Here is a 23,398-nt window from a genome sequence, read left to right on the forward strand (position 1 = left end):
ACCTGCAAGCGGATCATCTGCTTCACGCTGTTCCGCGACTCGCCCCCCGACCTTCGGTTACCACGTCATGAACGACGCGAGGCAACGACCACTCGAAGCGATCCCGCCGGTCGAGCAGTGGGGCGACGTGACCCGGATCGCGCAGGACCGCCACGCCATGCGCTACGTGGACCACGAGCCCGGGGCCTGGTTCCTCGTCGAGCAGCAGGGCATCTTCTATCTCGACGCCAGGTACACCATCAACTCGATGGTCGACGATTCCGCGTTGATCCGCCTCGCCGAATCCGAGCTCATGGCATACCAGAACGGTGGCCACGACTACCTCTCGGACCTAGCTGGACGCATCGACAAGAGTGGCCCGCACCGGGAGAAGTCTCCGTTCTCGGAGAGGGACCTGTTCCGCGGCCGGGACAGCAAGAAGTACCGCACAGCCGTGGCCGATGCGATCGTCAACCACACCTGGCTCGCAAGGCAACGGCGCGCTCCTTCAGCGTGACCCGACGGGCAATCGCTGCAACCGCTCGAACTCAGTCGTGGGTACCGCTGTCCGGCGGTCCTGTGAACAGGCGCCTCGCGTCGCTGCGCAGGCGGGGCGTGCGGATCTGCTTGCGGAGGCGGCCGAGGGTGTCCTCGCTGCCGATGGCGAAGTACAGCGTGCTCAGTAGATGGTCGCGGGCACGCATCGCCTGCCGGCTCTCGTGCGGGTCCAGCGCGCCGATCCGGTCGAGCAGGTCGTCAACGCCGCGGTGGTCCGCCAGCGGCCGGGGCCGTGACTCCGCGACGGCGGCGGCTACCAGGCAGTGCAGCTCGTCGACCTCGGGGAGCACACCGGCGGCATCCCGGCTGAACAAGGTCACGAGGTCGTCGTACCCGTGGGCAGGGGGCTCGAACGCGTGGAGGAGGAAGCCGTCGCCGATCCGCTTGTCGCCGCACACGGCGACGGCGGCCCGCCAGCCCGCGTGGACAGCAACGCCCTGGACGAGTCTCGTCTTCAGGCGCTGCATCGCCGCGCGGTCCTGCCGCGCGTCGTATCGGCGCCAGTTGCGGAAGAACGCGGCGGAATCGCCGTTCGCGGCGTGGCAGGAGGCGATCTCACGCCATCCCAGGTACTCCCACTCGGGCGACATGCGTGCCGCGACCTGCTCGGCCGCTGCCACGTCGCCGGTCATCAGGTTCACCTCCACGAGCCGGAGCAGCAGGTCGCGGACCACGAGCCCGCGGTCCATGGCCGGCAGATCCGTCCGCTCGGCCGCCGCGACCAGCCGCTCTCCGTCGGTCGGAGTGACGACGCCGTGCAACAGGAGGTCCAGCAACACCCTCGGCAGCCCGCTGCGCGCCATCACCCTGGATCCGCCTCCGGCCGACGAGGGCACATACGCCCCTCGGTATGCCGACGAGGGCACATACGCCCCGGGCGTCCGTTCCGCCGTCCGGAGCAGTCGCTGCCGCAGGACCTCATGGTCTGCGGGCAGCGCGGCATCCAGTTGCCCGATCAAGGGGGCCAGACCGGCCGGCAACAGGTACGGCGGGGACCGGAACTCGAGGCGATCAGCATCCGACCAGCGGTAGGACAGCGCGCGGATCCCGAGCTCGCGCACGCCGGCACCGTCACGCCCGAGGGTCATGCCCGATCCCGTCTCAGCAGGCTGTACACCCATGAGTCGGACACGTCACCGTTGACGATGCAGTCCTCGCGCAACGTCCCCTCGCGCACGAAGCCGAGCTTCTCGAGCACCCGAGCCGATGCCACGTTGCGGGTATCGGTCTCGGACTGGACTCGGTTGAGGTCGAGGGTGTCGAAGGCCCACTGGAGCAGGACGCGTGCCGCCTCCGTCGCATAGCCGTGGCCCCAGGCATCCTCATTGAGGCAGTAGCCCAGGGAGGCGCTTCGCAAGTCGGGGTTCCAACTGTTGAAGGTGCACCAGCCGACGAACGCCCGGTCGGACCTGCGCTCGATCGCCACGCGCACGCCGCTGCCGTCTTCCGCCATCCGACGGCATCCGGCCATGAAGCGCGCCACCGGGGCCCGGTCGGTCCACGGCGGAGAGTCCCAGTAGCGGAGCACGTGGGCGTTGCTCTGCAACGCGAAGAGGTCGTCGGCGTCGGCGTCGGCGAAGGGGCGCAGGCGCAGTCGATCGGTTTCCAGGGTCGGGGTCGAGAGCGTCATGACATCACCGTCGCACAGGTGCGAGCACCGCCGACCATGCCGTCGACCCCACTCAGGTCGTCGTGTCGCGCAGGTCGACGCGAGTGCCGTCTGCGAGGTAACCCTCGACCGGCCGGAGCAGGTAGCCGTCGGCGATCGAGTCGGTCCGGTAGAACGACTCGAACAGCTCTGCTGCCTCGTCCGCGGTGAACACCTCGTGCTGGGCGATCCGCTCCGTCGTACGCGGCAGCCTGATCTCGACACCGGGCGGATCCTGCCCGGTGTTCGGGCGGCCGACGACCGAACGCACCGACCCTGCCCCGAGCTCGGTTCCTCCCGGACGGCAGAACTCGAGCACCATGGCCTCGGCGGTCCCGGCAGCCTGCATGTACAGCGACGTCGAGTGATCATCCGGCGCCCCGGCCGGTGGGCGCGCAGTCAACACCACGGCCCACGGGTCGGTGCCGTCCATGGACGACAGGTGGTGGCCGATCCTCCCGGGGTGATGCTCACGTGCCAGATCGGTTGAGGTGCTGCGCTGCGACTCGTGATGAACCTGCAGGTTGTGCGTTGGGGTCAAGCTCGCGGTGAACGCCGCATAGGCCTCCGGGCCTTTGGCGTACGCGGACAGGTACTTCAGCACATCCACCGTCGAAGACATCGGACCGCGCTCGCCGCGAGCGGTCGCGCCATCGGAGACGAGTGCGGCCTCCGCCGCACGGTCGGCTGCGATCAGGGCGGTGATCGTGCGCACCAGTTCCTGTCCGGTTGCACGACGTGTGCCGTCCTGCTCCAGTGCTGCCGCGAAGTCGGCGACCTCGGGGTGCGCCGTGATGAAGTCGCTGCGGACCCGGTCGAACTCGTCAAGCACCGGATCCCAGTCGGGGGCCCCACTCACTCCCACTTCCCGGGAGCCGCGGGCGATCCGCATCGGCCGGACCTGGAAGGCACCGGTGACGTGGTGGTTGATCCGCTTCTGCGGGCCCATCACCACATCGGGTAGGAATGCGGCCCAGAGGATCTCGTCGACAGCGAGTGGCTTGATGTCGACGGCCCAGTCGATCACCAGCCGTTCCGGGTCCCGGTCAGGGTGGACCAGGTGCGCCTCGATGGATGCGATGTAGACGTCGTCGAGAACGAACGCGATACCGCTGACGAACCGCATCCCGCGGCGACGGCTCGCGGGACGGAGCGCGTCCAGCCACGCCTTGGCCGCTGGTGATCGCTTCGCCACGCTCTCACTGTCTCACGGCTGCCGACACCGAAGTCCGGTCGGTCCATGGGCGGACGCCCGTGGACTCTGGTCATGTGCTCCTGATGTCGGCCGGATCGAGGGTGACCGAGACCTCGGATCCAGGGTTGAGCGCGATCCGCACACCCTCCGGCAGTGCCTCGGCCAGCTCGACGCCGCGGATCACACCATGCGCGGTGTGGCCCGACGCCGTCGCCTTGCCTGCGTCGGTGAAGGCATAGGCGAGACGACCGCCGGCACCGGCCGGAGCGAGGAAGATCCCACCCTCGGGACGACTGAAGATGACGACGTCGGCCGAGGCGAACTCACGGTCCAACTGCTCGCCCGGCAGATGTCCGGCCAGCGCCAACTGCAGGATGCGCTCAAGTTTGGTGGTCGGCGCAGCCCACCCACGTGCTAGCGGAGACGGGACGTGCCGAGGATTGGGGGTGAACTCCTCGCCCAGCTCACCGTTCTCGTCCACACGCCATGCTCCTACGATGCCCTGCGGCGGCACACTACCGCCCACATCGAACTCGGGATCGACCGCGTAGACCCACCCGCCAGGGTTCGCCCGGGCCTCGGCTCGAAGTGCGTCCGTGATAGGCGGCGTGGTCACGAACGGGTCCCATCCATGTCGAGAACGGTCACTTCGCGCCAGCGTGGTGCGGGTTCGCCACGGCAAGATCTGTGGTCTGTCACGACCCGACAGTATGACCCACGATCACGGGCGCTTGTCGAAGTCTGCCCGGTCACGACCGAGTCAGTCGAATTGCGGACGCAGCTCTTCGCGGATCTGCCGGTAGTTCGCCGGCTTCACTGCCCACCGTGCCTCATCCGTGTCCTCGAACGTGACCTGGTACTTGCCTGTCGTCCGGTCGAACTGCACGAGGATCTTCACCGGCAACGGGTCACCGACCTTGTACTGGTTCCCGAGATACGCATCAACCGCCGATTCGATGCTCGACCAGTCGCAGGCCACGGCTGTGATGACGCCGCCGGGCGAGTAGGCGTACCCGTGCACGCTGCGATAGCCGTCGCCGAACTCCAGGATCATCGCCAGCGAGTCCCAGTCCTCCGCCACGGGCCCGCGCAGCTCGCTGGCCAACGACGGCCCATTCATGGCCTCGATCAACGATCGGACGAGATCGACTGTGACGTCATTCGACATGGTTCTCCTCGGGTCCGGATCGGACGGGCTGATGCAGAACCTGGACGTCGCAGCGGAACTTCACCGCGTCTGGCAGACCCTGACCATGCAAGGCTACGGCTACGTACGGGGACGATACTTTCGGGCGCAGGAGAAACGGAATCAGCATGCAGATCGTGTTCAAGGACATCATTGCCGGCGATATCGACTCGGTCCGGCGGCGGCTGGCGAAGGATGCTGGTGTAGTCACCGTCGTCGCGACGGCACCTCCGAAGAAGTACGCCGGGCAGTCGCCTCTGCAGGTCGCGTATCGCCATGGAGAGTTCGAGATCGCAGCGCTCCTGCTGGCGCAGGGCGCAGACCCGAACTTCATCGAACACGGCGACCGAGAGCCATGGGCGATGCCAGTCCTTCACCACGCGATCAAGGCAGCCGTGATGCGTTCTCGCTGGCTGCGACCGACCTGGCGCGAGGAGGCGCCGTGGCAACTGCGCAACACCACCGAACGAGCCGACGCCGCGTACGCCGCACTCCAGCTGCTCCTCGAGTCCGGGGCCGACGTCCAGGCCCTGGACTCGTACCGCAACTCGTCACTCGGACGAGCCGTGTTGGACGCACGACAAATTCTGCCGCAGTACCGCCACAACGACCCCGAGTGGGTGGACCCGAAGCCTCTGAACCCGGAACTCGTCGACGATCTCACCCGTGTCTTCGACAGCCTCGTGGCACAGGGCGCGGACCCGAACCGCACTGAGCGAGACCTCGGCGGATCCCTGGCCGACCACTATCGTGCCGAGCCCGTCGCCCAGTTCCTCCAGGTGTGATCCGAGCCGCTCGTCCGACAACCTGGTCACGTCGCCAGGGAGGAGACATGGCACGCTACGGGCCGTTCGCAGAAACGACTCCGCGTGGGCAGACGGGTGGCTCGATGATCGACGTCGTCCGGTTCCTGATCATCTGCGCTTGATGCTGGGGCACCTGAACGGTGCGGAGAGGTACACCTACAGCATCTAGCGGGGCGCCGATCCGGAGAGCATCGTCGGGTTTCGCGATCACGCGGGCGAGTCGCTCATGCAGGCGGCCGGTTCCGCCGACGCGATGACGGTGGAGGTGCGGATTCCCAGCCCCGTTGGGGAGGGCCATCTGTATACGGTCGGTCGCCCGGAGCCCGTGGACGGCACGACCACCCTGATACCGATCAGTGACACCCGAGCTGTGCGGGTGTTCTCGAACGGAGTATTCACCGCTGACGAGGCGGCCGTGATCTTCTGAAGGACACTGCCCCACCACGGTCCCGACGCCGACGCAGTCCCGCCTCGCGTCACGCCCACTTTTCGAGCTCGAGGTCGACGCGAGGGTCGCAGCGCACCCACACCTCACCTGAGGGAGCACTGGCCGGGGTCTCGATCAGGTGAAGACCTAGAGCCTCGACCGTCTTCAGCAATTCGCCTCGGGCCGCGCCCGCCTCGGCGGCCGTCCGGCTGTCGAAGAGTACGTAGTACCCGTCTGAATCGCCCAGGTACTCGTTGTGCCCGGTGTCAGCCCAAGTCTTGCAGAACTGATTCAGGGCCTTCTTGTCGAGCTTTGGCATCGCGGCAGTCTCGCGGCGCCTCAGTTCGCTTTCACGCATTTCCCGCACCCAGGCGAGCTCGAGGTTCTCGAACGAGTCGTCCGGCAGCAGACTCTCACGATCGGACGTCCACGGACCATGGTCGTCGAGAGCGGCGTACCCGCTATGGGCGAAGCGCAACTGCAGGTCGGTGGCATCGGTGCGGCGCTCGTATCGGCGGTAGCTGACCTCGGGGCTCTCGCCATCGCGCACACGTCCGACGATGCCGTGCGCGGTCTCGATGATCAGCGCCTCATCGGTGAGCACGCGTTCGAGACGAAATGTCGAATTCTCTTCGCTCAGGTGTTTCTTGACAAAGGTGTTGAACGCCGTCGCGAACTTGAGATGGTCACGATCGCCCATCGCGAAGGAACGCTTGTGTCCTTGCGCATCCCGAAATACAAGCGGTCTCTCGGCCATCAGCACCTCTCGAATTGCTCCTGCGGCCACGGGTCGACCGATTGTAACCGCAACCCAACCTCCGACATATGGAGCCATCTGCGAGCGCGCCCCGCCCCGGCCGAGCAGCCGCCGGCCACGGCCGTCGGGCGCTGACCCGCGTTGAGCAACGGTTCAGGGAGACGAGGACACCAGGTGCTCCACACATTGTCTCCTGAGCACCGAGCCGGTAGCGTGAACTCAGCGCGGCCGAGGCGCAACTGGAGAGTCCGGAAAGGGCCATGCCCACTCGTTCATCGATCATGGGTGAACTCGAGAACCTCAGGAAGCGCGCGAAACACCTCGTACGCCAGCACCGTGCCGGCGTCTACCCGGTGGCCGCACGCCTGCGCCTCTCATTGCCTCGGTTTGCGGGACTGACCGATCGCGAGGTGCTCGCTGCAGAGTTTGCTCTGCACGAGGCGCAGGAGGTCGTCGCGCACGAACTCGGGTTCACGTCGTGGTCCGACCTGAAGGAGAACCCACCGATGCCCGTCACCGATACGTCCGCACCCCGGCTTCAGCGAGCGAACGCGCAGGTGTTCGTCACCGACTTCCCACGAGCATTGACCTTCTACCGCACCCTCCTCGGATTCGAGATCGTCTTCATCTACGGCGAGCCTGCGTTCTATGGCGAGGTCCGCCGCGGCGACGCCTGCCTGAACGTGCGCCACCTCGACAAGTCACCTTTCGTGGCAGGTGTGCGAGAGCAGGAGCAGTTGCTGTGCGCATACGTTGCGACCACCAACGCCAAGGACCTCTTCCTCGAGTTCCAGGCTGCGGGCGTCGACTTTCAGGAACGACTGCAACTCAAGCCGTGGGGAGCCTACGAGTTCGTCGTCCGCGACCCGGACGGCAATCTCATTCTCTTCGGGAGCCCGTCGGCCAAGCCGTCCTGACGGGCTCCCGCGCCCCCGTTTCACATCCCTCGTCCAGCGGGCAGTACGGTTGGCTTGAGCCTGCCCAAGCCACACCTACCCGGTAAGGGTGTGGCCCGCCCACCGCATGGAGAGGGTGGCCGCCCGTTCGAGCCGGGCCAGGTCCGGGAGACTCACCTCTCAGTGGGAGATGTCGGAGCCTCCACCACCGCAAGCCCGCTACACGTTGAAGCGGAACTCCACCACGTCGCCGTCGGCCATCACGTAGTCCTTGCCCTCGATCCGCACCCGGCCCCGCGCCTTGGCCTCGGCCATCGACCCCGCGTCCACCAGGTCCGCGAACGAGACCACCTCGGCCTTGATGAAGCCGCGCTGGAAGTCGGTGTGGATCACGCCGGCGGCCTGCGGGGCCGTCCAGCCCTTGTGGATCGTCCAGGCCCGGGACTCCTTGGGGCCGGCGGTGAGGTAGGTCTGCAGGCCGAGGGTGTCGAACCCGACCCGGGCGAGCTGGTCCAGGCCGGCTTCGTCCTGGCCGTTCTCGGCGAGCATCTCGGCGGCCTCGTCCGGCTCCAGCTCGACCAGTTCGGCCTCGAACTTGGCATCCAGGAAGATGGCGTCGGCGGGTGCCACGAGCGCGCGCAACTCGGCCTGCATGGCCTCGTCGGCGAGTCCGTCGTCGTCGGTGTTGAACACGTAGATGAACGGCTTCGCGGTCATCAGGCCGAGGTCGGCGACGATCTCCGGGTCGAGGCCCGCAGCTGCGCCGCCGGCGGAGATCGTGGTGCCCGCCTCGAGCAGGGCGAGCGCACCCTTCGCGGTCTCGAGCACCTTGGCATCGGTCTTCTTGCCCTTGACCTCCTTCTCGAGACGCGGGATCGCCTTCTCGAGGGTCTGCAGGTCGGCCAGGATCAGCTCGGTGTTGACGGTCTCGATGTCGTCCTTCGGGGACACCTTGCCGTCCACGTGGACCACGTCCGGGTCCGCGAACGCCCGCGTCACCTGGCAGATCGCATCCGCCTCGCGGATGTTCGCGAGGAACTTGTTGCCCAGCCCCTCCCCCTCACTGGCGCCCTTCACGATGCCCGCGATGTCCACGAAGGACACCGTCGCCGGCAGGATCCGCTCGCTGCCGAAGATCTCGGCGAGGACCTTCAGCCGCTCGTCCGGGAGGGGAACCACCCCGATGTTCGGCTCGATCGTCGCGAACGGGTAGTTCGCCGCGAGCACGGTCGCCCGGGTCAGCGCGTTGAACAGGGTGGACTTGCCGACGTTGGGCAGGCCGGCGATGCCAATAGTGAGAGCCACGGAATAGCAGTGTACGGGCCGCTCACGCGTAGGACATGACCTGCTGCAGCAGCTCGGGCCCACGTCGGTCGAAGATCCGAGCACCCCACCGGATGCCGAGCACAAGCATGACGACGCCCTCGACCACGCCGACCAGCAACGTGAGCCAGCCGAGCAGCGTGCTCGAGGTGATCAGCGCCGCGATCGCGAGGGCGACGAACGGCAGGGACACCACCACGGTCGCCATCGACCCGACCAACTGGGACACGAGCGTGGCCATCGCCGCCCCTTGAGGCTGCTTGAACGGGCTGTCGCCCGGCTTGGGCACCGGGTACAGCAACCGGGCCGACGTCACGCTGGACACCCCGAGCGAGACCCCGAGCGCACCGAGACTCGCCCCCAGCACCACCGGGGCCAGGTCCCACCGGCCGGTGAAGCCGAGCGAGAAGGCCGCGAAGATCGCAACCACCGCCACCGCGGGAGGCCCGACGGCGAGTGCCCGGCCCGTGCGGTCGTCTCGCCCTGACACGCCGGTCGAGACGTGCAGCGCGAACGCGCTGCTGTCGTAGGCGATGTCGGCGGAGATCGAGTAGCCGAGGATCCAGGCGGTCAGGGGGGCCAGGATGAGCAGGATCTCCGACGCGGTGCCGCCGGCGGCCACGAGCAGGACCACCGGCAGCAGCGGGAGGACCGCGATCGACGCCGCGTAGCGGGGGTCGCGGAACCAGTAGGTCAACGCCCGGGCGGCGACGGCACCCGCGGGCGTGGCGGGCATCCGGTCGAACCAGCCGAGCCCCTTCGACCGGCCCTTGCCGGCGCCTGACGTCGGCGGGGTGACCAGGGACCTGGCCAACGAGACGTCCCAGAGCCACCACAGCAGGCCAAGGGTGAGGCCGGCGATCAGCAACCTGACCAGCACCAGCGGCCATACGCCGTCGTGCACCGCCCCGGCGAGCCCCCACGGGGCGCCGAGCGGGGTCCACGCGACGACCGCCGCGACCTGATCGAGCAGTGCCGGGATCGCGTCGAAGTCCGCGCCGGAGGCCTCCAGGCGGGCGGCGCCCCACGCGATCGCGGGGCCGACCAGCACGATCGGAACGAAGGCCGCGATCGTCAGCACCTCCCGGTAGCGGCGGGACTCCAGCAACGGGCCCAACGCCGTCGTGATCGCTCGGGAACCGACCACGCAGAGCGCGACCGCGAGCGCGCCCCCGACCAGCGCCGCGAGCAGGGCGAGTGGTTCGCCCGCCCAGGCCAGCGCCATGCCGAGGACCAGGACCACCATGGAGAAGCCCGGCACCGACGTCAGGCCGGCCGCGGTGAGCCCTGCGAGCAACGTGCGCCGGGGCACCCCGTAGGTCACGAACCGCTGCGGGTCGAGGGTGGCATCCACACCGAAGGCGAAGAGCGGGATCACCCACCAGCCGAGCACGATCACGGCCCCGACGATAGTGACGACGTCCGCGGTGATGTGCGGGTCGGCGGAGACGCCGGTGACGGTGCCGAAGATCGCCAGGCCCACGATCCAGACCGCGTAGGCGGCCGCGGCGATGAACCCGATGAGCTGCCAGACGCTGCGCTTGAAACTGTTCGCCATCAGCGTCAGCCGGAGCCTTACGAAGAGCGCAACCATGACAACCCCTCCGCCGACTGCCGGCCACCGACGAGGGCCACGAACCGGTCCTCGAGGCTCTGCCCGGCCCGGACCTCGTCGACGGTGCCGGCGGCGAGGATGCGCCCGGCCGCGATGATGGCCACGTGGTCGCACATGCGCTGCACCAGGTCCATCACGTGCGAGGACACCACGACCGTGCCGCCGCTGCGCACGTACTCGCCGAGGATGTCCCGGATGTTCGCCGCGGAGACCGGGTCGACGGCCTCGAACGGCTCGTCGAGCACGAGGATCCGCGGCGCGTGGATCAGCGCCGACGCCAGCGCGACCTTCTTGGTCATCCCGGCCGAGTAGTCGACGACGAACGTCTTCGCGTCCGCCGCGAGGTCGAGGGCGCGCAGCAGGTCCGCGGTGCGCTCGGCGACCACGGCCCGGTCCATCCCCCGGAGCAGGCCGGCGTAGGTGATCAGCTGCTCGCCGGTGAGCCGGTCGAACAGGCGCACCCCGTCGGGCAGGACGCCGAGCGCCTTCTTGCCCGTGACCGGGTCGGACCAGAAGTCGGCGCCGTGCACGCTGACGGTGCCGAAGTCGGGGCGCAGCAAGCCGGTGGCCATCGAGAGCATCGTCGTCTTCCCGGCGCCGTTCGGGCCGACGATCCCGTAGAACGAGCCGCTCGGGACGTCGAGGTCGACACCGGCGACGGCGGCCTTGTCACCGAATCGCTTCCAGAGACCGCGGATCGAGAAGGCGGCGGCCGGGTCGGGCGGTTGCTGGGGACCCTGTGGCGCGGCCGTCGTGGGTGCCGGACCGGGCTGCGGCGACGCGGTGGGGTCCCGGCGCGGTGTCCCGGGCTGCGGCGGGGCGAACGGGTTCGGCTGGACCGGACCCTCGGACGGCGGCAGGTGGACTGACATGCGGTCCACGGTATGGGGTTGGGGCCCGACGGCGCACCGCACCCTCGCCTGCGAGCGCGTCAGTTCCGCGCTTTGTCGGTGACCGATGCGAGAGTGGTGGGCATGGACGTCATCGGGGTTCTTCTGGTCGTCGCGGCACTGCTCGTGGGCGCGGTAGCGGGATGGCTCGCGGGACGGGCCGGCGGCGCGGGTCTGCGGGAGCGGCTCGCCTCGGAGCGCCGGTCCGCGCAGGCCCAGGTGGCGACGCTGGAACGCACCCACGCCGAGCGGGTCGACGCGCTGGAGCGCGCCGGTGCCGACCAGGTCGCCACCCTGGAGCGCGCCCACGCCGCCCGCCTCGAGGACGAGCGGACCGGGTTCGCGGAACGGCTCGCGGCCCAGCAGGAACACTTCACGCAGCGGCTGGAACAGGAGTCCGGGGCCGCCCGGGAACGACTGGATGCCGAACGGGCCGACGCCCAGGCGCGCCTCGAGGCGGAGCGCGCGGCCGCCCGGGAACGGCTCGAGGCAGAGCAGGCCGTCACGAAGGAGCGGCTCGACGAGATGCGCGCGGACTCCAAGCGCCTCTCGGACGACTTCGAGGCGCTCTCCCGCAAGGCCCTGGACGCGAACACGCAGGCGTTCCTGGCGCAGGCCGAGGAACGGTTCAAGCGCGCCCAGCAGGCCGGGGACGCCGAACTGGCCAAGCGCGAGGAGGCGGTCAAGGCCCTGGTCGAGCCGCTGAGCCGGACGCTCGGCGAGGTCAAGGCGGAGATGACCAGCGCGGAGAAGGCCCGGCTGGAGGCGCACACCGTGCTGTCGGAGCAGGTCAACCACATGCGTACGTCCTCGGAGTCGCTGCGCAGCGAGACCAGCCAGCTCGTGACGGCGCTGCGGGCACCGCAGGTACGGGGCCGCTGGGGCGAGCTCCAGCTGCGCCGGGTGGTCGAGGCCGCCGGGATGGTCGAGCATGTCGACTTCGAGGAGCAGGAGACCGTCGCGACCGATGACGGAGCGCTCCGCCCGGATCTGGTCGTGAAGCTGCCCGGGGGCAAGCAGGTCATCGTGGACGCGAAGGTGGCCTTCAGCGGCTACCTCGAGGCGATGGAGGCCAAGGACGACGCGGTTCGCGCCAAGCGCCTGCAGGCGCACGCCCGGCACGTGCGCACTCACATCGAGAGCCTCGGCGCGAAGGCCTACTGGGAGCACTTCGAGCACACGCCGGAGTTCGTGGTCATGTTCCTGCCCGCCGAGACCTTCCTCAATGCGGCGCTGGAGCAGGACCCCACGATCCTGGAGTACGCGTTCGAGCGGAACGTGGTGCTGGCCACGCCGGCCACCCTCGTCGCGCTGCTGCGCACCGTGGCCTACACGTGGCGCCAGGAACTGCTCGCCGCCGAGGCACAGCAGGTGTTCACCGTCGGGCGGGAACTGCACAAGCGGCTCGGCACCATGGGCAAGCACCTGGAGACGGTGTCCAAGCGACTGAACTCGACCGTGGACGCGTTCAACAAGCTCAACGCCTCGGTGGACTCCCAGGTCGTCACCCAGGCGCGGCGGTTCAGCGCCCTGCAGGGCCTCGAGCCGGCCCTGGACGTGCCGCCGCCGCTGGAGATCCTCGCGGTGCCGGTGCAGAAGGCCGATGCGTACGACACCCCCGAGCTGACCAGTGGGCCGAGGCGGCGTGGTGGGTCGGCCGACGCTCGTGCGCGGGCCGAACGCGACCTCGTGCTCGCCTCCGACTCCGACGACCTGCTGGACCTGTTCGATTCCGGTTCCGAGGACGAGTCGGACGAGTTCGGCGGCGGCCGGCGCGCCTCGGGGGCGTAGCGCCGGCGTCGATCCGGTGAGCACACGGGCCGCCCGCCGCTGCGCGGGCGGCCCTTCCCATGTGCTCGCTCCCAGAGCCGGCGCGCGCACATATGAGCGCGGTCGCTGGGGCCTTCCTGACCGCAACTAGCGTTCCTTGCGGTTTGCCTCTCCCGCCTCGGTTCGAGGGCGATGGTGCTATGTGGAAGGAAGGCTCCGGATGACAGGACTCGCGACGTCCAAGGCACACTCGACACCTCGGATGTCGGCCACCTACCGGAAACGACACAGGCGGGGCGTTGCGCTGTTCGCGCTGTTCGCCTTCCCGAATCTGGCGCTCATCGCCGTCTTCGCCTATTGGCCCGTGCTGGAGAACCTCTACCTCAGCCTGACCCGGTGGGACTTCATCGGTCCGGCACCGGTCTTCATCGGCCTGGAGAACTACGTCCAGTTGTTCACCTCCGCCACGTTCCTGGACGTCCTGCGGATCACCCTGATCTGGGTGGTGGTCGTCGTGGGCGTCAGTCTCGTCCTCGGCATCGCCCTCGCGTCCCTGTTCTCGATGAAGCTTCCCGGCACGACCCTGGTCACCGGCATCGTGTTCGCTCCGCACGTCATCGCCGGTGCCGCGATCGCTGCCGTCTGGCTGTTCATCTTCGACCCGAACTACGGGCTGGCCAGGGTCTTCTTCAACGCCGTCGGCCTCAACTCGCCCTCCTGGATCACGGACGCCGCGTGGGCGTTGCCCGCACTGCTCATCGTCTCGATCTGGAAGGGGGTCGGGTTCGTCTCGATCGTCTACCTGGCCGGGATGCAGGGCATGCCTTCGGATGTGCTCGAGGCCGCCCGGCTGGACGGTGCGAACCGATGGCAGCTGTTCCGCCGCATCATCCTGCCGTTGCTGTCCCCGACCACGTTCTTCCTGGTGATCACGCAGACGATCGGCGCGTTCCAGGCCTTCGACGTCATCGCCGTGATGACCGGCGGAGGTCCGGCCTCCGCCACGACCACGTTGAGCTGGTTCATCTACGACCAGGCCTTCAACCGGTCGAACGTCGGCTACTCCGCGGCCGCCGGCACCGTGATGTTCGTGCTCCTGATGGCCATCACCATCCTGCAGTTCCGGTTCGTCGAGAGGAAGGTGCACTACTGATGGCGGCACCGACCACCACAGCCAGCCGTCCGCGCAACTCAGACGTCGCGGCGCCGACCCCGGGCCTCACCAAGCGAAGGAGGCGCCAGGGGAGTCTGGGCCGCAGCTGGTGGGGCTTCCTCCTGCTCGCCGCCGCGGCTCTGGCATTCATCATCCCCCTGTACATGCTGGTGACGACGGCGTTCAAGACGAACGCTGAGATCTATGCGTGGCCGATGAGGTTCTTCCCGTCCGAGTTCACCTGGACCAACCTCCGCACCGCGTGGGAGGTCGCGCCGTTCGACGCGTTCATCAAGAACTCGGTGCTGGTGACGTTGATCGGCTCGGTCGCCAAGGTGACCCTGGCGGTGTTCACCGCCTACGCCTTCGCCTTCCTACCCTTTCCTGGGAAGAAGGGCCTGTTCCTGGTGATGCTCGGGGCCCTGATGGTGCCCGGCCACGTGACGCTGCTGGTGAACTACATCACGATCGGGAACCTTGGCCTGATCAACACGTATGCGGGACTGATCCTGCCCGGGGTCGCGTCGGCGTTCGGTACCTTCCTGCTCCGGCAGCACTTCATGTCCCTGCCCGGCGAGGTGTTCGAGGCCGCCGAGCTCGACGGTGCCGGGCACTTCCGCACGCTCCGCTCACTGGTGGTGCCGATGTCGGTGCCCGCCATCGCAACCGTCGCGCTCGTCGCCGTCATCGATGAGTGGAACAGCTTCGTCTGGCCGCTGATCATCACGAACTCGGTGAACATGCGCACGTTGCCGATCGGCCTGATGTACCTCAAGGCCAACGACGGCGTCACCTCCTGGGGCGTGCTCATGTCCGGGACGCTCATCGTCGTCCTGCCCATGCTGCTCGTCTTCCTCTTCGCGCAGCGCTACATCGTCACCGGGCTCACCGGGGCAGCGGCCGGTGGAGGCCGCTGACCCACGCCACGCGGCACGCCCTGCACGTCCATCCCCACACCACTAGGAGACCCATGCACCCCCGACCACACCGCCGTGACCGCGCCCGATCAGGGCTCACCCGCCGCCAGCTGCTCGGCGCCGGCCTCGTCGCAGCGACCACACCCGCCCTCGCCGCCTGCTTCAACGGTGGCACCGGTGCCGCCGAGGACACCGTCTACGGCCAACCCAGCGGAGACATCCCCGACGAGTTCAGGGACCGCCAGCGGGTCGTGCTGTGGAGCAACTGGACCTCGCACAACGCGGAGGTGCTGCAACGCAACATCGACGCCTTCCACGAGGCCCAGGCCGACATCTTCTGCGAGATCCAGATCTTCGAGGGCTACGACAACGTGGAGTCGAAGCTGGCCGCGAGCCTTCAGGCCAAGCAGGTCCCGGACATCTCGGTACTCAGCGACGTCGTCTGGAACAGGTTCTACCTCAACGAAGCCCTGGAACCACTGACCGGATACTTCGACGAGAGCTTCGGCACCGACGCATTCCACGAGAAGTTCATCGCCGAGGGCACGGTGAAGGACGATGTCTGGTGGGTCCCGTTCGGCCGCTCGACACCGCTGTTCTACTTCAATCGCGACATCTTCGCCGACGTGGGCCTGCCGGACCGTGCGCCGGAGACCTACGAGGAGTATCGCGACTGGGGCATCGAGCTCAAGGGCTACCGCAGGAACAGCACCGATGTGGCGATGCGGGCCTACAGCGGCACCGACGACTGGTACTTCCAGGGCTCGTCATGGGCGTTCGGCGGTGGCTACTCCGACGGCCTGGACATGCTCTTCACGAGCGAGGAGACGATCGCCGCACTGGAGTATGACCGGGCCTTCATCCACGACGATGGCCTGGGCTACCTGGCCGCCGACCCCACCGGGGACTTCATCTCGGGTGCCGCAGCCACACTGCTGCAGTCCACCGGTTCCCTGACCGGCATCGACGAAGCCGCCGAGTTCGAGTACGGCTGTGGCTTCCTGCCAGAGCAGGCGACCACCGGCGTACCCACCGGAGGCGGCGGGCTGTCGATCCTTCGGTACGCGTCGGACGAACGGAAGCAGGCTGCCTGGGAGGTGCTGAAGTTCCTCAGCACCGGCGCGGCGTCGGTCGACTGGACCCTCGGGACCGGCTACCTGCCGACCACCAGGGCGGCGCTGGAGTCCGACGAGGTACGCCAGAAGGCGGACGAGAACCCGAACTACCAGGTCGCCATCGACCAGCTGGAGATCGCTCAGGGACCCGACGTCGTCCGGCGGTATGTACCCGAGTGCGTGCCGGAGGCCAACGGCGTCATTCAGGCGGTCTACTCCGGCGGCAACGACCCGGAGTCCGCGCTGACGGCCATGCAGAGCAATCTTGAGGCGGCGATCGACCGAATCCGTAGCCAGTACGAAGAACGAGTGGAAGGTTGAGATGACCCTGCTGATCGTCGGCCATCGCGGTGCAATGGCCCACAAGCCCGAGAACAGCCTCGAGTCCTACGCACTGGCGGAGGAGGTGGGTGTCGACGAGATCGAGCTGGACGTGCGCCTGAGCAAGGACCAGCAGCTCTTCCTGTTGCACGATGCGACGCTCGACCGCACCGCCGGCGACGACTCCGCACGCGAGCGAGGCCCCGCCGCCGAGCTGACCCTGGCCGAACTGCAGGCCGTCGTGCTCGACTCCGGACGCGGGGTGGTCAGCCTCGCGGAGATGTACGACGCCACCTCCACCGTCATCCAGCTCGAGGTCAAGGACCCTGCGACGGTGCCGTTCCTGGCGGAGTTCTTCGCCGCACGACCCGAGGACGCCGCACGCACGATCGTCACCGGGTTCGACCCTGACGCGCTTCGTCAGGCCGCGGAGCTGATGCCGCAGATCGGCCGGTGCATCATCGTCAAGACCCTCGCCGACGCCGAACGGTTCGACGGCGGCCTGGCCGGCCTGCTCGAGTACACCGGCTCGACCAGATTCGCGTGCGGGTTCCCCGGTCTGACCAAGGAGACGGTCGAGGCGATCCAGGGGCGTGGCCTCGATGTACACGTGTGGATGCTGCGCACCCTTGAGGACATGCGCGCCGCCGTCGCCCTCGGTGCCGACGGCACCACGTCGGACGACCCCGCGCAGGCCCAGCAGTGGTACCGCCAGGTGCTCGACGAACGGAAGGCCCGGGTCTGATCAGCGCAGCGCCACCAGCAGGCTGAACCCGGTGTCCGTCGCCCGGGTCCGAAGCACCTCGAAGGAGTCGATCACCAGGTGAGCATGAGGCGAGAGTTCCGCCGCGCGGTACGTACCCGGGACCCCGAGGGCAAGGCAGCCGGCGCCGCGAGCGGACCGCAGGCCGGCGACCGTGTCCTCCACGGCGACCACGACCCCCGCGCAGCCGCGGGCGCGGAGGGCGGCCAGTCCCTTGCGGAACGGCTCGGGATCGGGCTTGCCGGCCGTCACGTCGTCGCCGGTGACGAAGAACGCCGGACGCGGCAGACGTGCTGCTCCGTAGCGCGCGCGGGCGACCTCACGCGGCGCGGACGTGACCACACCCCAGTGGCCCTCGGGCAGCGAGTCGACGAAGGGCCGAACCCCAGGCAGTGCCTTCAGCTCCTGGCCGGGTCGGGACTCGATCTCGACCAGGCGCGCCGCCGCCCGCTCCCTGTGGTCCGGGTGGATCCCCGCAGCGACGACGACGGCCTGGGCGGTCAAGCCGTGCAGCGTCGCCGGCAGCCGCGGCACACCGAACTCGTCGGCCACCATCCGCCAGGAGGCCTCCACCGCCGGGACCGAGTCCACCAGTGTGCCGTCCATGTCGAACAACGCACCGGCCGCGGCGACCTCCCGGCCCGAACGCAGGTCCGCAGCGAGCGCGTCGAGCTCATCCTCGGTCATGAACGGCCCGCTCACGCCACCACCACCCGCTCGGGCCTGGGGGTGCGTAGCGAGGGTCGGTCGGTGGAGCGCTGCATGGCGTCGGATCTCCCTGGGTCGGGTCGGGGCGGATCGCCCGAGCCTAGATGGGATGCTCAGTCGTGCCCTACGGTGCACTTATGAGCAGGGAACTGACCATCGACCAGCAGGTCCTGCACGTCTACGTCGCCATGCAGAACCTCGCGCACGGACGATCCGTGAACGACATCGCCGCCGACATCGGCAAGTCACGGTTCGCGACCGCACGAATGGTCAAGCGAGCCCGCGCCCTCGGTTTGATCGAGGTGCGCCCCACGGTGTCCGCCCCGGTTGACGTCGGGTTGTCGGCGCAGTTGACCCAACGCTACGGTCTGCGCGCGGCGCTGGTGGTGGCCACGCACTCCTCCGACGTCGTCGAGGCCCGGGACGCGATCGCACGGATCGCGGCCCGCTTCATCGTCGACAACGTCGCGGAGGACGACATCCTCGGCTTCGCACCGGGCCGGACCCTGGTGCTCGCCTCCCGCCTGATCGAGCGGCTCCCGTCTGCCGACGTCGTCCAGCTGACCGGGGTCGGTGCGCCGCGCCTGGAGGACGGGGTCGAGGTCATCTCCAACATCGGTCGCCTCACCGGTGGGGCGACCCACCCGCTGTACGCGCCGGCGGTGCTGATGAAGGACCCGGAAGCCACGCTGTTGCTCAAGCACCCGTCGATCCAGCGGACGATGCGCCGGTTCGACCACATGCAGAAGGCATTCCTGACCATCGGCGGCTGGCCGGAGGCCTCCTGGATGGCGCGTCAGCTGCTCGACCTGGGTGAGCGCGAGGAGTACGAGGAGAAGGGCGTCGTCGCCGAGATCGGGACGATGCTGCTGGACGCCGACGGCAACGCGGTGAGCGGCCTGGAGGAACGAATCGTCGGGATCTCCGAGGAGCAGCTCCGCAACGTCGAGATGCGCGTGGCGATCGGTGGCGGTCCTGGCAAGGAACACGCCGTGCTCGCGACCCTACGGGCCGGCGTCGCGAACCACGTGATCACCGACATCCGTTGCGCCAAGGCCGCTCTCGCCGCCTGAGCAGACCGGTCGCGGGTCGGTCCGGACCTCTGTCAGAGCGGGGCGACGTCCATGGTCGCGCTCTGCCCCGGCACGCGGCTCTGCCCGGCGTTCCTCAGGTCGGCCCGCAGCTCCCGGGGCAGCGAGAAGATCAGGTCCTCGGTGGCGGTGCGCACCTCCTGCACATCGCCGAAGCCCCACTCACCGAGCCGGGCGATGACATCACGGACCAGTACCTCCGGCACCGACGCCCCGGAACTAAGGCCGACCGTGCCGGCACCCTCGAACCAGGCCGGGTCCAGCTCGGCGGCGGTGTCGACGCGGTGCGCGGCACGGGCACCGGACTCGAGGGCAACCTCCACCAGGCGGACCGAGTTCGAGGAGTTCGCGGAGCCCACCACGACGAACACGTCCGCGTCGGGGGCGATCTTCTTCACCGCGACCTGACGGTTCTGCGTGGCGTAGCAGATGTCGTCGCTCGGCGGGTCCGCGAGCTTGGGGAACCGCTCGCGCAGGCGCCGGACCGTCTCCATGGTCTCGTCGACGGACAGCGTGGTCTGGGACAGCCAGACCAGCTTCTCCGGGTCCCGCACGGTGACGTCGTCCACGGCGTCCGGGCCGGTCACGAGGTGGACGTGATCGGGCGCCTCCCCCGCGGTGCCCTCGACCTCCTCGTGACCCTCGTGTCCGATCAGCAGGATCTCGATGTCCCGGCCCGCGAAGCGCACGGCCTCCTTGTGCACCTTGGTCACCAGCGGGCAGGTGGCGTCGATCGTGACCAGGTGGCGCTGGGCCGCCTCGGCGTGCACGGCCGGTGCGACGCCGTGGGCGGAGAAGATGACCCGCTCTCCAGGAGGCACCTCGTCGGTCTCGGAGACGAACACGGCGCCGCGGGCACTGAGGCTCTCGACGACGAACTTGTTGTGCACGATCTCCTTGCGCACGTACACCGGAGCCCCGTAGTGCTCGAGCGCCCGCTCGACCGCCTCGACGGCCCGGTCAACACCTGCGCAGTAGCCCCGCGGGGCGGCGAGCAGGATACGTCCGGGAGGGGAGGTCACCTGAGCGAGTCTACGTTCTGGGGCCCCGACGGCGGCCGGGACCAGCCGAGCCCGGGCGGGCCGCACCCACCCGGAGTGACGCCGATGTCCCCGCCGTAAGGCACCCTAGGATCATGAGCAGTCCCCCGAACGGCCCCGGCGGGTTTCCCGCCAAGGCGCTGGACACCACCGCGGAACAGCCCTGGCCGGTGCGGCTGCTCGCCGCGAAGATCGCCGACTACGTCGACAAGATGGCCCCGGTCTGGGTCGAGGGCCAACTCGTCCAGGTGAACAGCCACAACGCCTCGGCCAGCGCCTATCTGACCCTGCGGGACACCGACGTGGACATGTCGCTGTCCGTGACCATGCTGAAGCGCCTCCTCGCGGCCCGCGGGGAGGCCATCAGCGAGGGCGCCCACGTCGTGGTGCACGCCAAGCCGAGCTTCTGGACCAAGCGCGGCACGCTCAGCCTGCGGGCGAGCGACATCCGCGCCCTCGGACTCGGCGAGCTCCTGGCCCGGATCGAGCACCTCAAGAGGGTCCTGGCCGCCGAGGGTCTCTTCGACGCCGAGCGCAAGCGGCCGCTGCCGTTCCTGCCCGGGCGGATCGGGCTGATCTGCGGCGCGAACGCGAAGGCGAAGCACGACGTGCTCGTGAACGCCCGGGCCCGCTGGCCTCAGGTGCACTTCGAGATCCGCGAGGTCGCCGTCCAGGGCCCGCACTGCGTGCCCGAGGTGAGCCGAGCGATCGCCGACCTGGACTCCGACCCCGACGTCGAGGTCATCGTGATCGCCCGCGGCGGTGGCTCCGTCGAGGACCTCCTGCCGTTCTCCAACGAGGCCCTGGTCCGCGCCGCCGCGAAGTGCACCACCCCGCTGGTCTCGGCGATCGGTCACGAGACCGATGCGCCGCTGCTGGACCTCGTCGCCGACTACCGCGCCTCGACCCCCACCGACGCCGCCAAGCGGATCGTGCCGGACGTCGGCCAGGAACTGGCCCGGATCGCCCAGGCCCGGGACCGGATGGCGAACGCGCTGACCCGGCGCCTGCGCACCGAGGGCGAGCGCCTGACCCTGCTCCGCAACCGCCCGGTGCTGGCCGACCCGGCCTCGATCGTGACGCCCCGGCTGCGCGCGCTGGAACAGACCCGCACGGCCGGGCGGGCCGCCATCGGGCGCCGCCTCGACAGCGCCGGGGCGGACCTGACGAACCTCCGGACGGCGCTGCGCACCCTCTCCCCACAGGCGACCCTCGAGCGCGGCTACGCCGTGCTGCGCACCGACGACGGCGCGGTGGTGCGTTCGCCCGACGAGGTCACCGTCGGGCAGGACCTCTCCGCGCTGGTCGCGGCCGGGCGGCTGGGGGTCACGGTGCGGACCGCCGGCACACGCACCGGCGAAGAGGTGATTGGATGAACGCCGTGAACAACCCGGACGTTGCCGAACTCAGCTACGAACAAGCACGGGACGAGCTCGTCGAGGTCGTCGGCCGCCTCGAGTCCGGCGCCGCGAACCTCGAGGACTCGCTCGCCCTCTGGGAGCGCGGCGAGGCCCTGGCGGACCGCTGCCAGCGGTGGCTTGACGCCGCCCGGGACCGGCTCGCCGCCGCCAAGGGCGACGCGACGGTCTCGCTCGTCGAGTCCCCCGCCGACGCCGGCGCGGACACCCTCGAGGACGCAGATGAGGAGACCGAGTCATGACGCATGCGCTGGTGATCGGCGAGGCCCTGGTCGACGTGGTGCACGCGGCCGACGGCTCGGTGAGCGAGCACCCAGGCGGCTCGCCCGCGAACGTCGCGCTCGGCCTGGCCCGGCTCGGCCGGGACGCCGAGCTCGCCACCTGGTTCGGTGACGACGCCCACGGCGCCCTGATCCGCGATCACCTCACCGGCAACGGGGTGCGCCTGGTGCCCCGCTCCGACCGCGCCGAACGCACGTCCACCGCCGTCGCCACGCTCGACGCCGACGGCACCGCCAGCTACACGTTCGACCTCGATTGGCGGGTCCCGGAGGTGTTGCTCGACGCCGACATGGTGGCGCTGCACCTCGGCTCCATCGGCGCCACCCTGCAGCCCGGCGCCGCGGCAGTCGCCGAGCTCGCCGCGGCAGCCCGCGAGTTCGCGACCATCAGCTACGACCCGAACGCCCGGCCCTCGATCATGGGCACCGCCGAGCAGGTGCTGCCCACGATCTCCGCCCTCGTGGCGGGCGCGGACCTGGTCAAGGTCTCCGACGAGGACGTGGCCTGGCTCCGGCCGGGCCGCGACGCCGAGGACGTGATCCGCGACTGGGCAGCCTCGGGACCCGCGGTTGTCGTCCTGACCCGCGGCGGGGAAGGGTCGTTCGCCCTCACCAGCGCAGCGGTCGAGGTCACCATCGCCTCACCCCGGGTGCAGGTGGTGGACACCGTGGGCGCGGGCGACTCCTACATGGGCGGGCTCATCGACGGGCTCTGGACCGCCGGCCTGCTCGGTGCCGGCCGACGGCAGGCGCTGCACGCCATCGACGCCGACACGCTGCGGGCCGTGATGGAGCACGCGGGGGCGATCGCGGCCATCACGGTCTCCAGGGCCGGCGCGAACCCACCGAACCGCAACGAACTCGAGAATGGTGCCCGATGAACCGACGTCCCACCCCGGCCCAGGCATGGGCCGAACTCATGGCCGGGAACACCCGCTTCGTCGAAGGGCGGATGCAGCACCCGAGTCAGAGTGTCGAGCGGCGCGCCGAGGTCTCCACCGAGCAGCACCCCTTCGCGGTCCTGTTCGGTTGCTCCGACTCCCGGGTGGCGGCCGAGATCATCTTCGACCGCGGCCTCGGTGACATGTTCGTGGTCCGCACGGCCGGGCACGTGGTGGACACCACGGTGCTCGGGTCCATCGAGTACGGGGTGGACATCCTCGGTGCACCGCTCGTCGTGGTCCTCGGCCACGACCAGTGTGGCGCGGTCGGTGCGGCCAGCCACGCCCTCGCCACCGGCGAGCTGCCGTCCGGCTTCGTCCGCGCGATCGTGGATCGGGTGATCCCGAGCCTGGTCACGCGCACGGACCCGTCCTGGTCGATCTCCTCGTTCTTCGGCGACGGCGAACGGACCGTGCGGATCCCGGACGCCGACGAGCTGCGCCGCGAGCACGTGCGCGCCACGGTCCGGATGCTGCAGGGCTACTCGGCGAGCCTCGCCGAGGGCGTGCGCCAGGGACGGTGCGCGATCGTCGGCGTCGAGTACACCCTCGCCGACGGCCGCGCGTCCGTGGTGGAGACCATCGGCTCGATCTGACGCC

The 23,398-nt window shown here is 69.2% G+C and carries 25 protein-coding genes; 14 read left to right on the plus strand and 11 right to left on the minus strand.

The features are described from left to right. Positions 1-67: 67 nt before the first annotated feature. Positions 68-496 carry a hypothetical protein gene (locus GKS42_RS19345; protein WP_154795307.1) on the plus strand — a complete coding sequence of 143 codons (429 nt, stop codon included), beginning with the start codon at positions 68-70 and terminating at the stop codon, positions 494-496. Positions 497-527: 31 nt separating this feature from the next. Here the strand turns inward: GKS42_RS19345 and GKS42_RS19350 are convergent, their stop codons facing one another. From GKS42_RS19350 to GKS42_RS19370, 5 genes are all read right to left on the minus strand, one after another. Beyond that, the gene (locus GKS42_RS19350; RefSeq protein ID WP_154795308.1) at positions 528-1,625 is read right to left on the minus strand and encodes a hypothetical protein; all 1,098 of its coding nucleotides are present in this window, start codon (positions 1,623-1,625) and stop codon (positions 528-530) included. After that, entirely contained in the window at positions 1,622-2,167 is a 546-nt protein-coding gene (locus GKS42_RS19355) for a GNAT family N-acetyltransferase (protein ID WP_154795309.1), read from the minus strand. The genes GKS42_RS19350 and GKS42_RS19355 overlap by 4 nt, the downstream gene beginning before the upstream one ends. A 52-nt stretch (positions 2,168-2,219) precedes the next feature. Continuing rightward, on the minus strand, positions 2,220-3,380 hold the full coding sequence (locus GKS42_RS19360) for a hypothetical protein (protein WP_154795310.1): 1,161 nt from the start codon (positions 3,378-3,380) through the stop codon (positions 2,220-2,222). Positions 3,381-3,450: 70 nt separating this feature from the next. Continuing rightward, entirely contained in the window at positions 3,451-3,996 is a 546-nt protein-coding gene (locus tag GKS42_RS19365) for a type VII secretion system-associated protein (RefSeq protein ID WP_168217902.1), read from the minus strand. Positions 3,997-4,140: 144 nt separating this feature from the next. Beyond that, the gene (locus tag GKS42_RS19370; protein WP_154795312.1) at positions 4,141-4,512 is read right to left on the minus strand and encodes a hypothetical protein; all 372 of its coding nucleotides are present in this window, start codon (positions 4,510-4,512) and stop codon (positions 4,141-4,143) included. A 182-nt stretch (positions 4,513-4,694) separates the two neighbouring features. Here GKS42_RS19370 and GKS42_RS19375 point away from each other — a divergent pair, with 182 nt between their 5' ends. Together GKS42_RS19375 and GKS42_RS19380 are read left to right on the plus strand one after the other, a co-directional pair. After that, positions 4,695-5,351: an ankyrin repeat domain-containing protein gene (locus GKS42_RS19375; RefSeq protein WP_154795313.1), complete on the plus strand. Its 657-nt coding sequence runs from the start codon at positions 4,695-4,697 to the stop codon at positions 5,349-5,351. Between the two features lie 247 nt (positions 5,352-5,598). Further along, a complete protein-coding gene (locus tag GKS42_RS19380; RefSeq protein WP_154795314.1) occupies positions 5,599-5,799 on the plus strand; it encodes a hypothetical protein in 201 nt (66 codons plus the stop codon). A 49-nt stretch (positions 5,800-5,848) separates the two neighbouring features. On the opposite strand, the gene GKS42_RS19385 is transcribed toward GKS42_RS19380, so the two are convergent. Beyond that, complete coding sequence (locus GKS42_RS19385; protein WP_154795315.1) at positions 5,849-6,586, minus strand: DUF6357 family protein; 738 nt, start codon at positions 6,584-6,586, stop codon at positions 5,849-5,851. A gap of 251 nt (positions 6,587-6,837) precedes the next feature. On the opposite strand from GKS42_RS19385, the gene GKS42_RS19390 reads away from it, so the two are divergent. Then, positions 6,838-7,473: a VOC family protein gene (locus GKS42_RS19390; RefSeq protein WP_168217903.1), complete on the plus strand. Its 636-nt coding sequence runs from the start codon at positions 6,838-6,840 to the stop codon at positions 7,471-7,473. 198 nt (positions 7,474-7,671) lie between these two features. Here the strand turns inward: GKS42_RS19390 and ychF are convergent, their stop codons facing one another. Genes ychF through GKS42_RS19405 form a run of 3 tightly spaced genes read right to left on the minus strand, consistent with a single transcriptional unit; the run spans position 7,672 to position 11,262 of the window. Then, positions 7,672-8,757, minus strand: coding sequence for a redox-regulated ATPase YchF (gene ychF, locus GKS42_RS19395; protein WP_154795317.1), 1,086 nt, complete (start codon positions 8,755-8,757; stop codon positions 7,672-7,674). Positions 8,758-8,779: 22 nt separating this feature from the next. After that, the gene (locus GKS42_RS19400; RefSeq protein WP_154795318.1) at positions 8,780-10,369 is read right to left on the minus strand and encodes a hypothetical protein; all 1,590 of its coding nucleotides are present in this window, start codon (positions 10,367-10,369) and stop codon (positions 8,780-8,782) included. After that, a complete protein-coding gene (locus GKS42_RS19405) occupies positions 10,351-11,262 on the minus strand; it encodes an ABC transporter ATP-binding protein (protein ID WP_154795319.1) in 912 nt (303 codons plus the stop codon). The genes GKS42_RS19400 and GKS42_RS19405 overlap by 19 nt, the downstream gene beginning before the upstream one ends. A 78-nt stretch (positions 11,263-11,340) precedes the next feature. On the opposite strand from GKS42_RS19405, the gene GKS42_RS19410 reads away from it, so the two are divergent. From GKS42_RS19410 to GKS42_RS19430, 5 genes are all read left to right on the plus strand, one after another. Beyond that, positions 11,341-13,071 carry a DNA recombination protein RmuC gene (locus GKS42_RS19410; RefSeq protein WP_232847754.1) on the plus strand — a complete coding sequence of 577 codons (1,731 nt, stop codon included), beginning with the start codon at positions 11,341-11,343 and terminating at the stop codon, positions 13,069-13,071. 199 nt (positions 13,072-13,270) lie between these two features. Continuing rightward, positions 13,271-14,203 (plus strand): carbohydrate ABC transporter permease, encoded by a 933-nt coding sequence (locus GKS42_RS19415; protein ID WP_154795320.1) that lies wholly within the window; start codon positions 13,271-13,273, stop codon positions 14,201-14,203. Continuing rightward, the gene (locus tag GKS42_RS19420) at positions 14,203-15,120 is read left to right on the plus strand and encodes a carbohydrate ABC transporter permease (RefSeq protein WP_154795321.1); all 918 of its coding nucleotides are present in this window, start codon (positions 14,203-14,205) and stop codon (positions 15,118-15,120) included. The genes GKS42_RS19415 and GKS42_RS19420 overlap by 1 nt, the downstream gene beginning before the upstream one ends. A 53-nt stretch (positions 15,121-15,173) precedes the next feature. Then, positions 15,174-16,556, plus strand: a complete 1,383-nt coding sequence (locus tag GKS42_RS19425; protein ID WP_154795322.1) for an ABC transporter substrate-binding protein — start codon at positions 15,174-15,176, stop codon at positions 16,554-16,556. Position 16,557: 1 nt separating this feature from the next. Further along, a complete protein-coding gene (locus GKS42_RS19430; RefSeq protein WP_154795323.1) occupies positions 16,558-17,301 on the plus strand; it encodes a glycerophosphodiester phosphodiesterase in 744 nt (247 codons plus the stop codon). Here the strand turns inward: GKS42_RS19430 and GKS42_RS19435 are convergent, their stop codons facing one another. Continuing rightward, positions 17,302-18,021: an HAD-IA family hydrolase gene (locus GKS42_RS19435; RefSeq protein ID WP_168217904.1), complete on the minus strand. Its 720-nt coding sequence runs from the start codon at positions 18,019-18,021 to the stop codon at positions 17,302-17,304. It lies immediately after the preceding gene. Between the two features lie 143 nt (positions 18,022-18,164). Here GKS42_RS19435 and GKS42_RS19440 point away from each other — a divergent pair, with 143 nt between their 5' ends. Next, entirely contained in the window at positions 18,165-19,100 is a 936-nt protein-coding gene (locus GKS42_RS19440; protein ID WP_168217905.1) for a sugar-binding transcriptional regulator, read from the plus strand. Positions 19,101-19,132: 32 nt separating this feature from the next. Here the strand turns inward: GKS42_RS19440 and GKS42_RS19445 are convergent, their stop codons facing one another. Continuing rightward, on the minus strand, positions 19,133-20,140 hold the full coding sequence (locus GKS42_RS19445; RefSeq protein WP_154795326.1) for a 4-hydroxy-3-methylbut-2-enyl diphosphate reductase: 1,008 nt from the start codon (positions 20,138-20,140) through the stop codon (positions 19,133-19,135). A 113-nt stretch (positions 20,141-20,253) separates the two neighbouring features. Between GKS42_RS19445 and xseA the strand changes: the two genes are divergently transcribed. From xseA to GKS42_RS19465, 4 genes are read left to right on the plus strand one after another with little or no spacing between them, the layout of a single operon-like run. Next, on the plus strand, positions 20,254-21,534 hold the full coding sequence (gene xseA, locus GKS42_RS19450; RefSeq protein WP_154795327.1) for an exodeoxyribonuclease VII large subunit: 1,281 nt from the start codon (positions 20,254-20,256) through the stop codon (positions 21,532-21,534). Beyond that, the gene (locus tag GKS42_RS19455; protein ID WP_154795328.1) at positions 21,531-21,818 is read left to right on the plus strand and encodes an exodeoxyribonuclease VII small subunit; all 288 of its coding nucleotides are present in this window, start codon (positions 21,531-21,533) and stop codon (positions 21,816-21,818) included. The genes xseA and GKS42_RS19455 overlap by 4 nt, the downstream gene beginning before the upstream one ends. Continuing rightward, on the plus strand, positions 21,815-22,738 hold the full coding sequence (locus GKS42_RS19460; RefSeq protein ID WP_154795329.1) for a carbohydrate kinase family protein: 924 nt from the start codon (positions 21,815-21,817) through the stop codon (positions 22,736-22,738). Before GKS42_RS19455 ends, GKS42_RS19460 begins: the two co-directional genes overlap by 4 nt. Next, positions 22,735-23,394: a carbonic anhydrase gene (locus GKS42_RS19465; protein ID WP_154795330.1), complete on the plus strand. Its 660-nt coding sequence runs from the start codon at positions 22,735-22,737 to the stop codon at positions 23,392-23,394. The genes GKS42_RS19460 and GKS42_RS19465 overlap by 4 nt, the downstream gene beginning before the upstream one ends. Positions 23,395-23,398 lie beyond the last annotated feature (4 nt).

Origin of the sequence: Occultella kanbiaonis (assembly GCF_009708215.1) — a bacterium.
Lineage (GTDB): Bacteria > Actinomycetota > Actinomycetes > Actinomycetales > Beutenbergiaceae > Occultella > Occultella kanbiaonis.

Bases quoted from the DNA above. Each gene is read 5' to 3' on its own strand.
- GKS42_RS19345 (WP_154795307.1), top strand. From the start codon at position 68: ATGAACGACGCGAGGCAACGACCACTCGAAGCGATCCCGCCGGTCGAG.
- GKS42_RS19380 (WP_154795314.1), top strand. From the start codon at position 5,599: ATGCAGGCGGCCGGTTCCGCCGACGCGATGACGGTGGAGGTGCGGATT.
- GKS42_RS19405 (WP_154795319.1), bottom strand. From the start codon at position 11,262: ATGTCAGTCCACCTGCCGCCGTCCGAGGGTCCGGTCCAGCCGAACCCG.
- GKS42_RS19440 (WP_168217905.1), top strand. From the start codon at position 18,165: ATGAGCAGGGAACTGACCATCGACCAGCAGGTCCTGCACGTCTACGTC.
- GKS42_RS19425 (WP_154795322.1), top strand. From the start codon at position 15,174: ATGCACCCCCGACCACACCGCCGTGACCGCGCCCGATCAGGGCTCACC.
- GKS42_RS19460 (WP_154795329.1), top strand. From the start codon at position 21,815: ATGACGCATGCGCTGGTGATCGGCGAGGCCCTGGTCGACGTGGTGCAC.
- GKS42_RS19355 (WP_154795309.1), bottom strand. From the start codon at position 2,167: ATGACGCTCTCGACCCCGACCCTGGAAACCGATCGACTGCGCCTGCGC.
- GKS42_RS19390 (WP_168217903.1), top strand. From the start codon at position 6,838: ATGGGTGAACTCGAGAACCTCAGGAAGCGCGCGAAACACCTCGTACGC.
- GKS42_RS19430 (WP_154795323.1), top strand. From the start codon at position 16,558: ATGACCCTGCTGATCGTCGGCCATCGCGGTGCAATGGCCCACAAGCCC.
- GKS42_RS19375 (WP_154795313.1), top strand. From the start codon at position 4,695: ATGCAGATCGTGTTCAAGGACATCATTGCCGGCGATATCGACTCGGTC.
- GKS42_RS19420 (WP_154795321.1), top strand. From the start codon at position 14,203: ATGGCGGCACCGACCACCACAGCCAGCCGTCCGCGCAACTCAGACGTC.
- GKS42_RS19350 (WP_154795308.1), bottom strand. From the start codon at position 1,625: ATGACCCTCGGGCGTGACGGTGCCGGCGTGCGCGAGCTCGGGATCCGC.
- GKS42_RS19400 (WP_154795318.1), bottom strand. From the start codon at position 10,369: ATGGTTGCGCTCTTCGTAAGGCTCCGGCTGACGCTGATGGCGAACAGT.
- xseA (WP_154795327.1), top strand. From the start codon at position 20,254: ATGAGCAGTCCCCCGAACGGCCCCGGCGGGTTTCCCGCCAAGGCGCTG.
- GKS42_RS19455 (WP_154795328.1), top strand. From the start codon at position 21,531: ATGAACGCCGTGAACAACCCGGACGTTGCCGAACTCAGCTACGAACAA.
- GKS42_RS19465 (WP_154795330.1), top strand. From the start codon at position 22,735: ATGAACCGACGTCCCACCCCGGCCCAGGCATGGGCCGAACTCATGGCC.
- GKS42_RS19415 (WP_154795320.1), top strand. From the start codon at position 13,271: ATGACAGGACTCGCGACGTCCAAGGCACACTCGACACCTCGGATGTCG.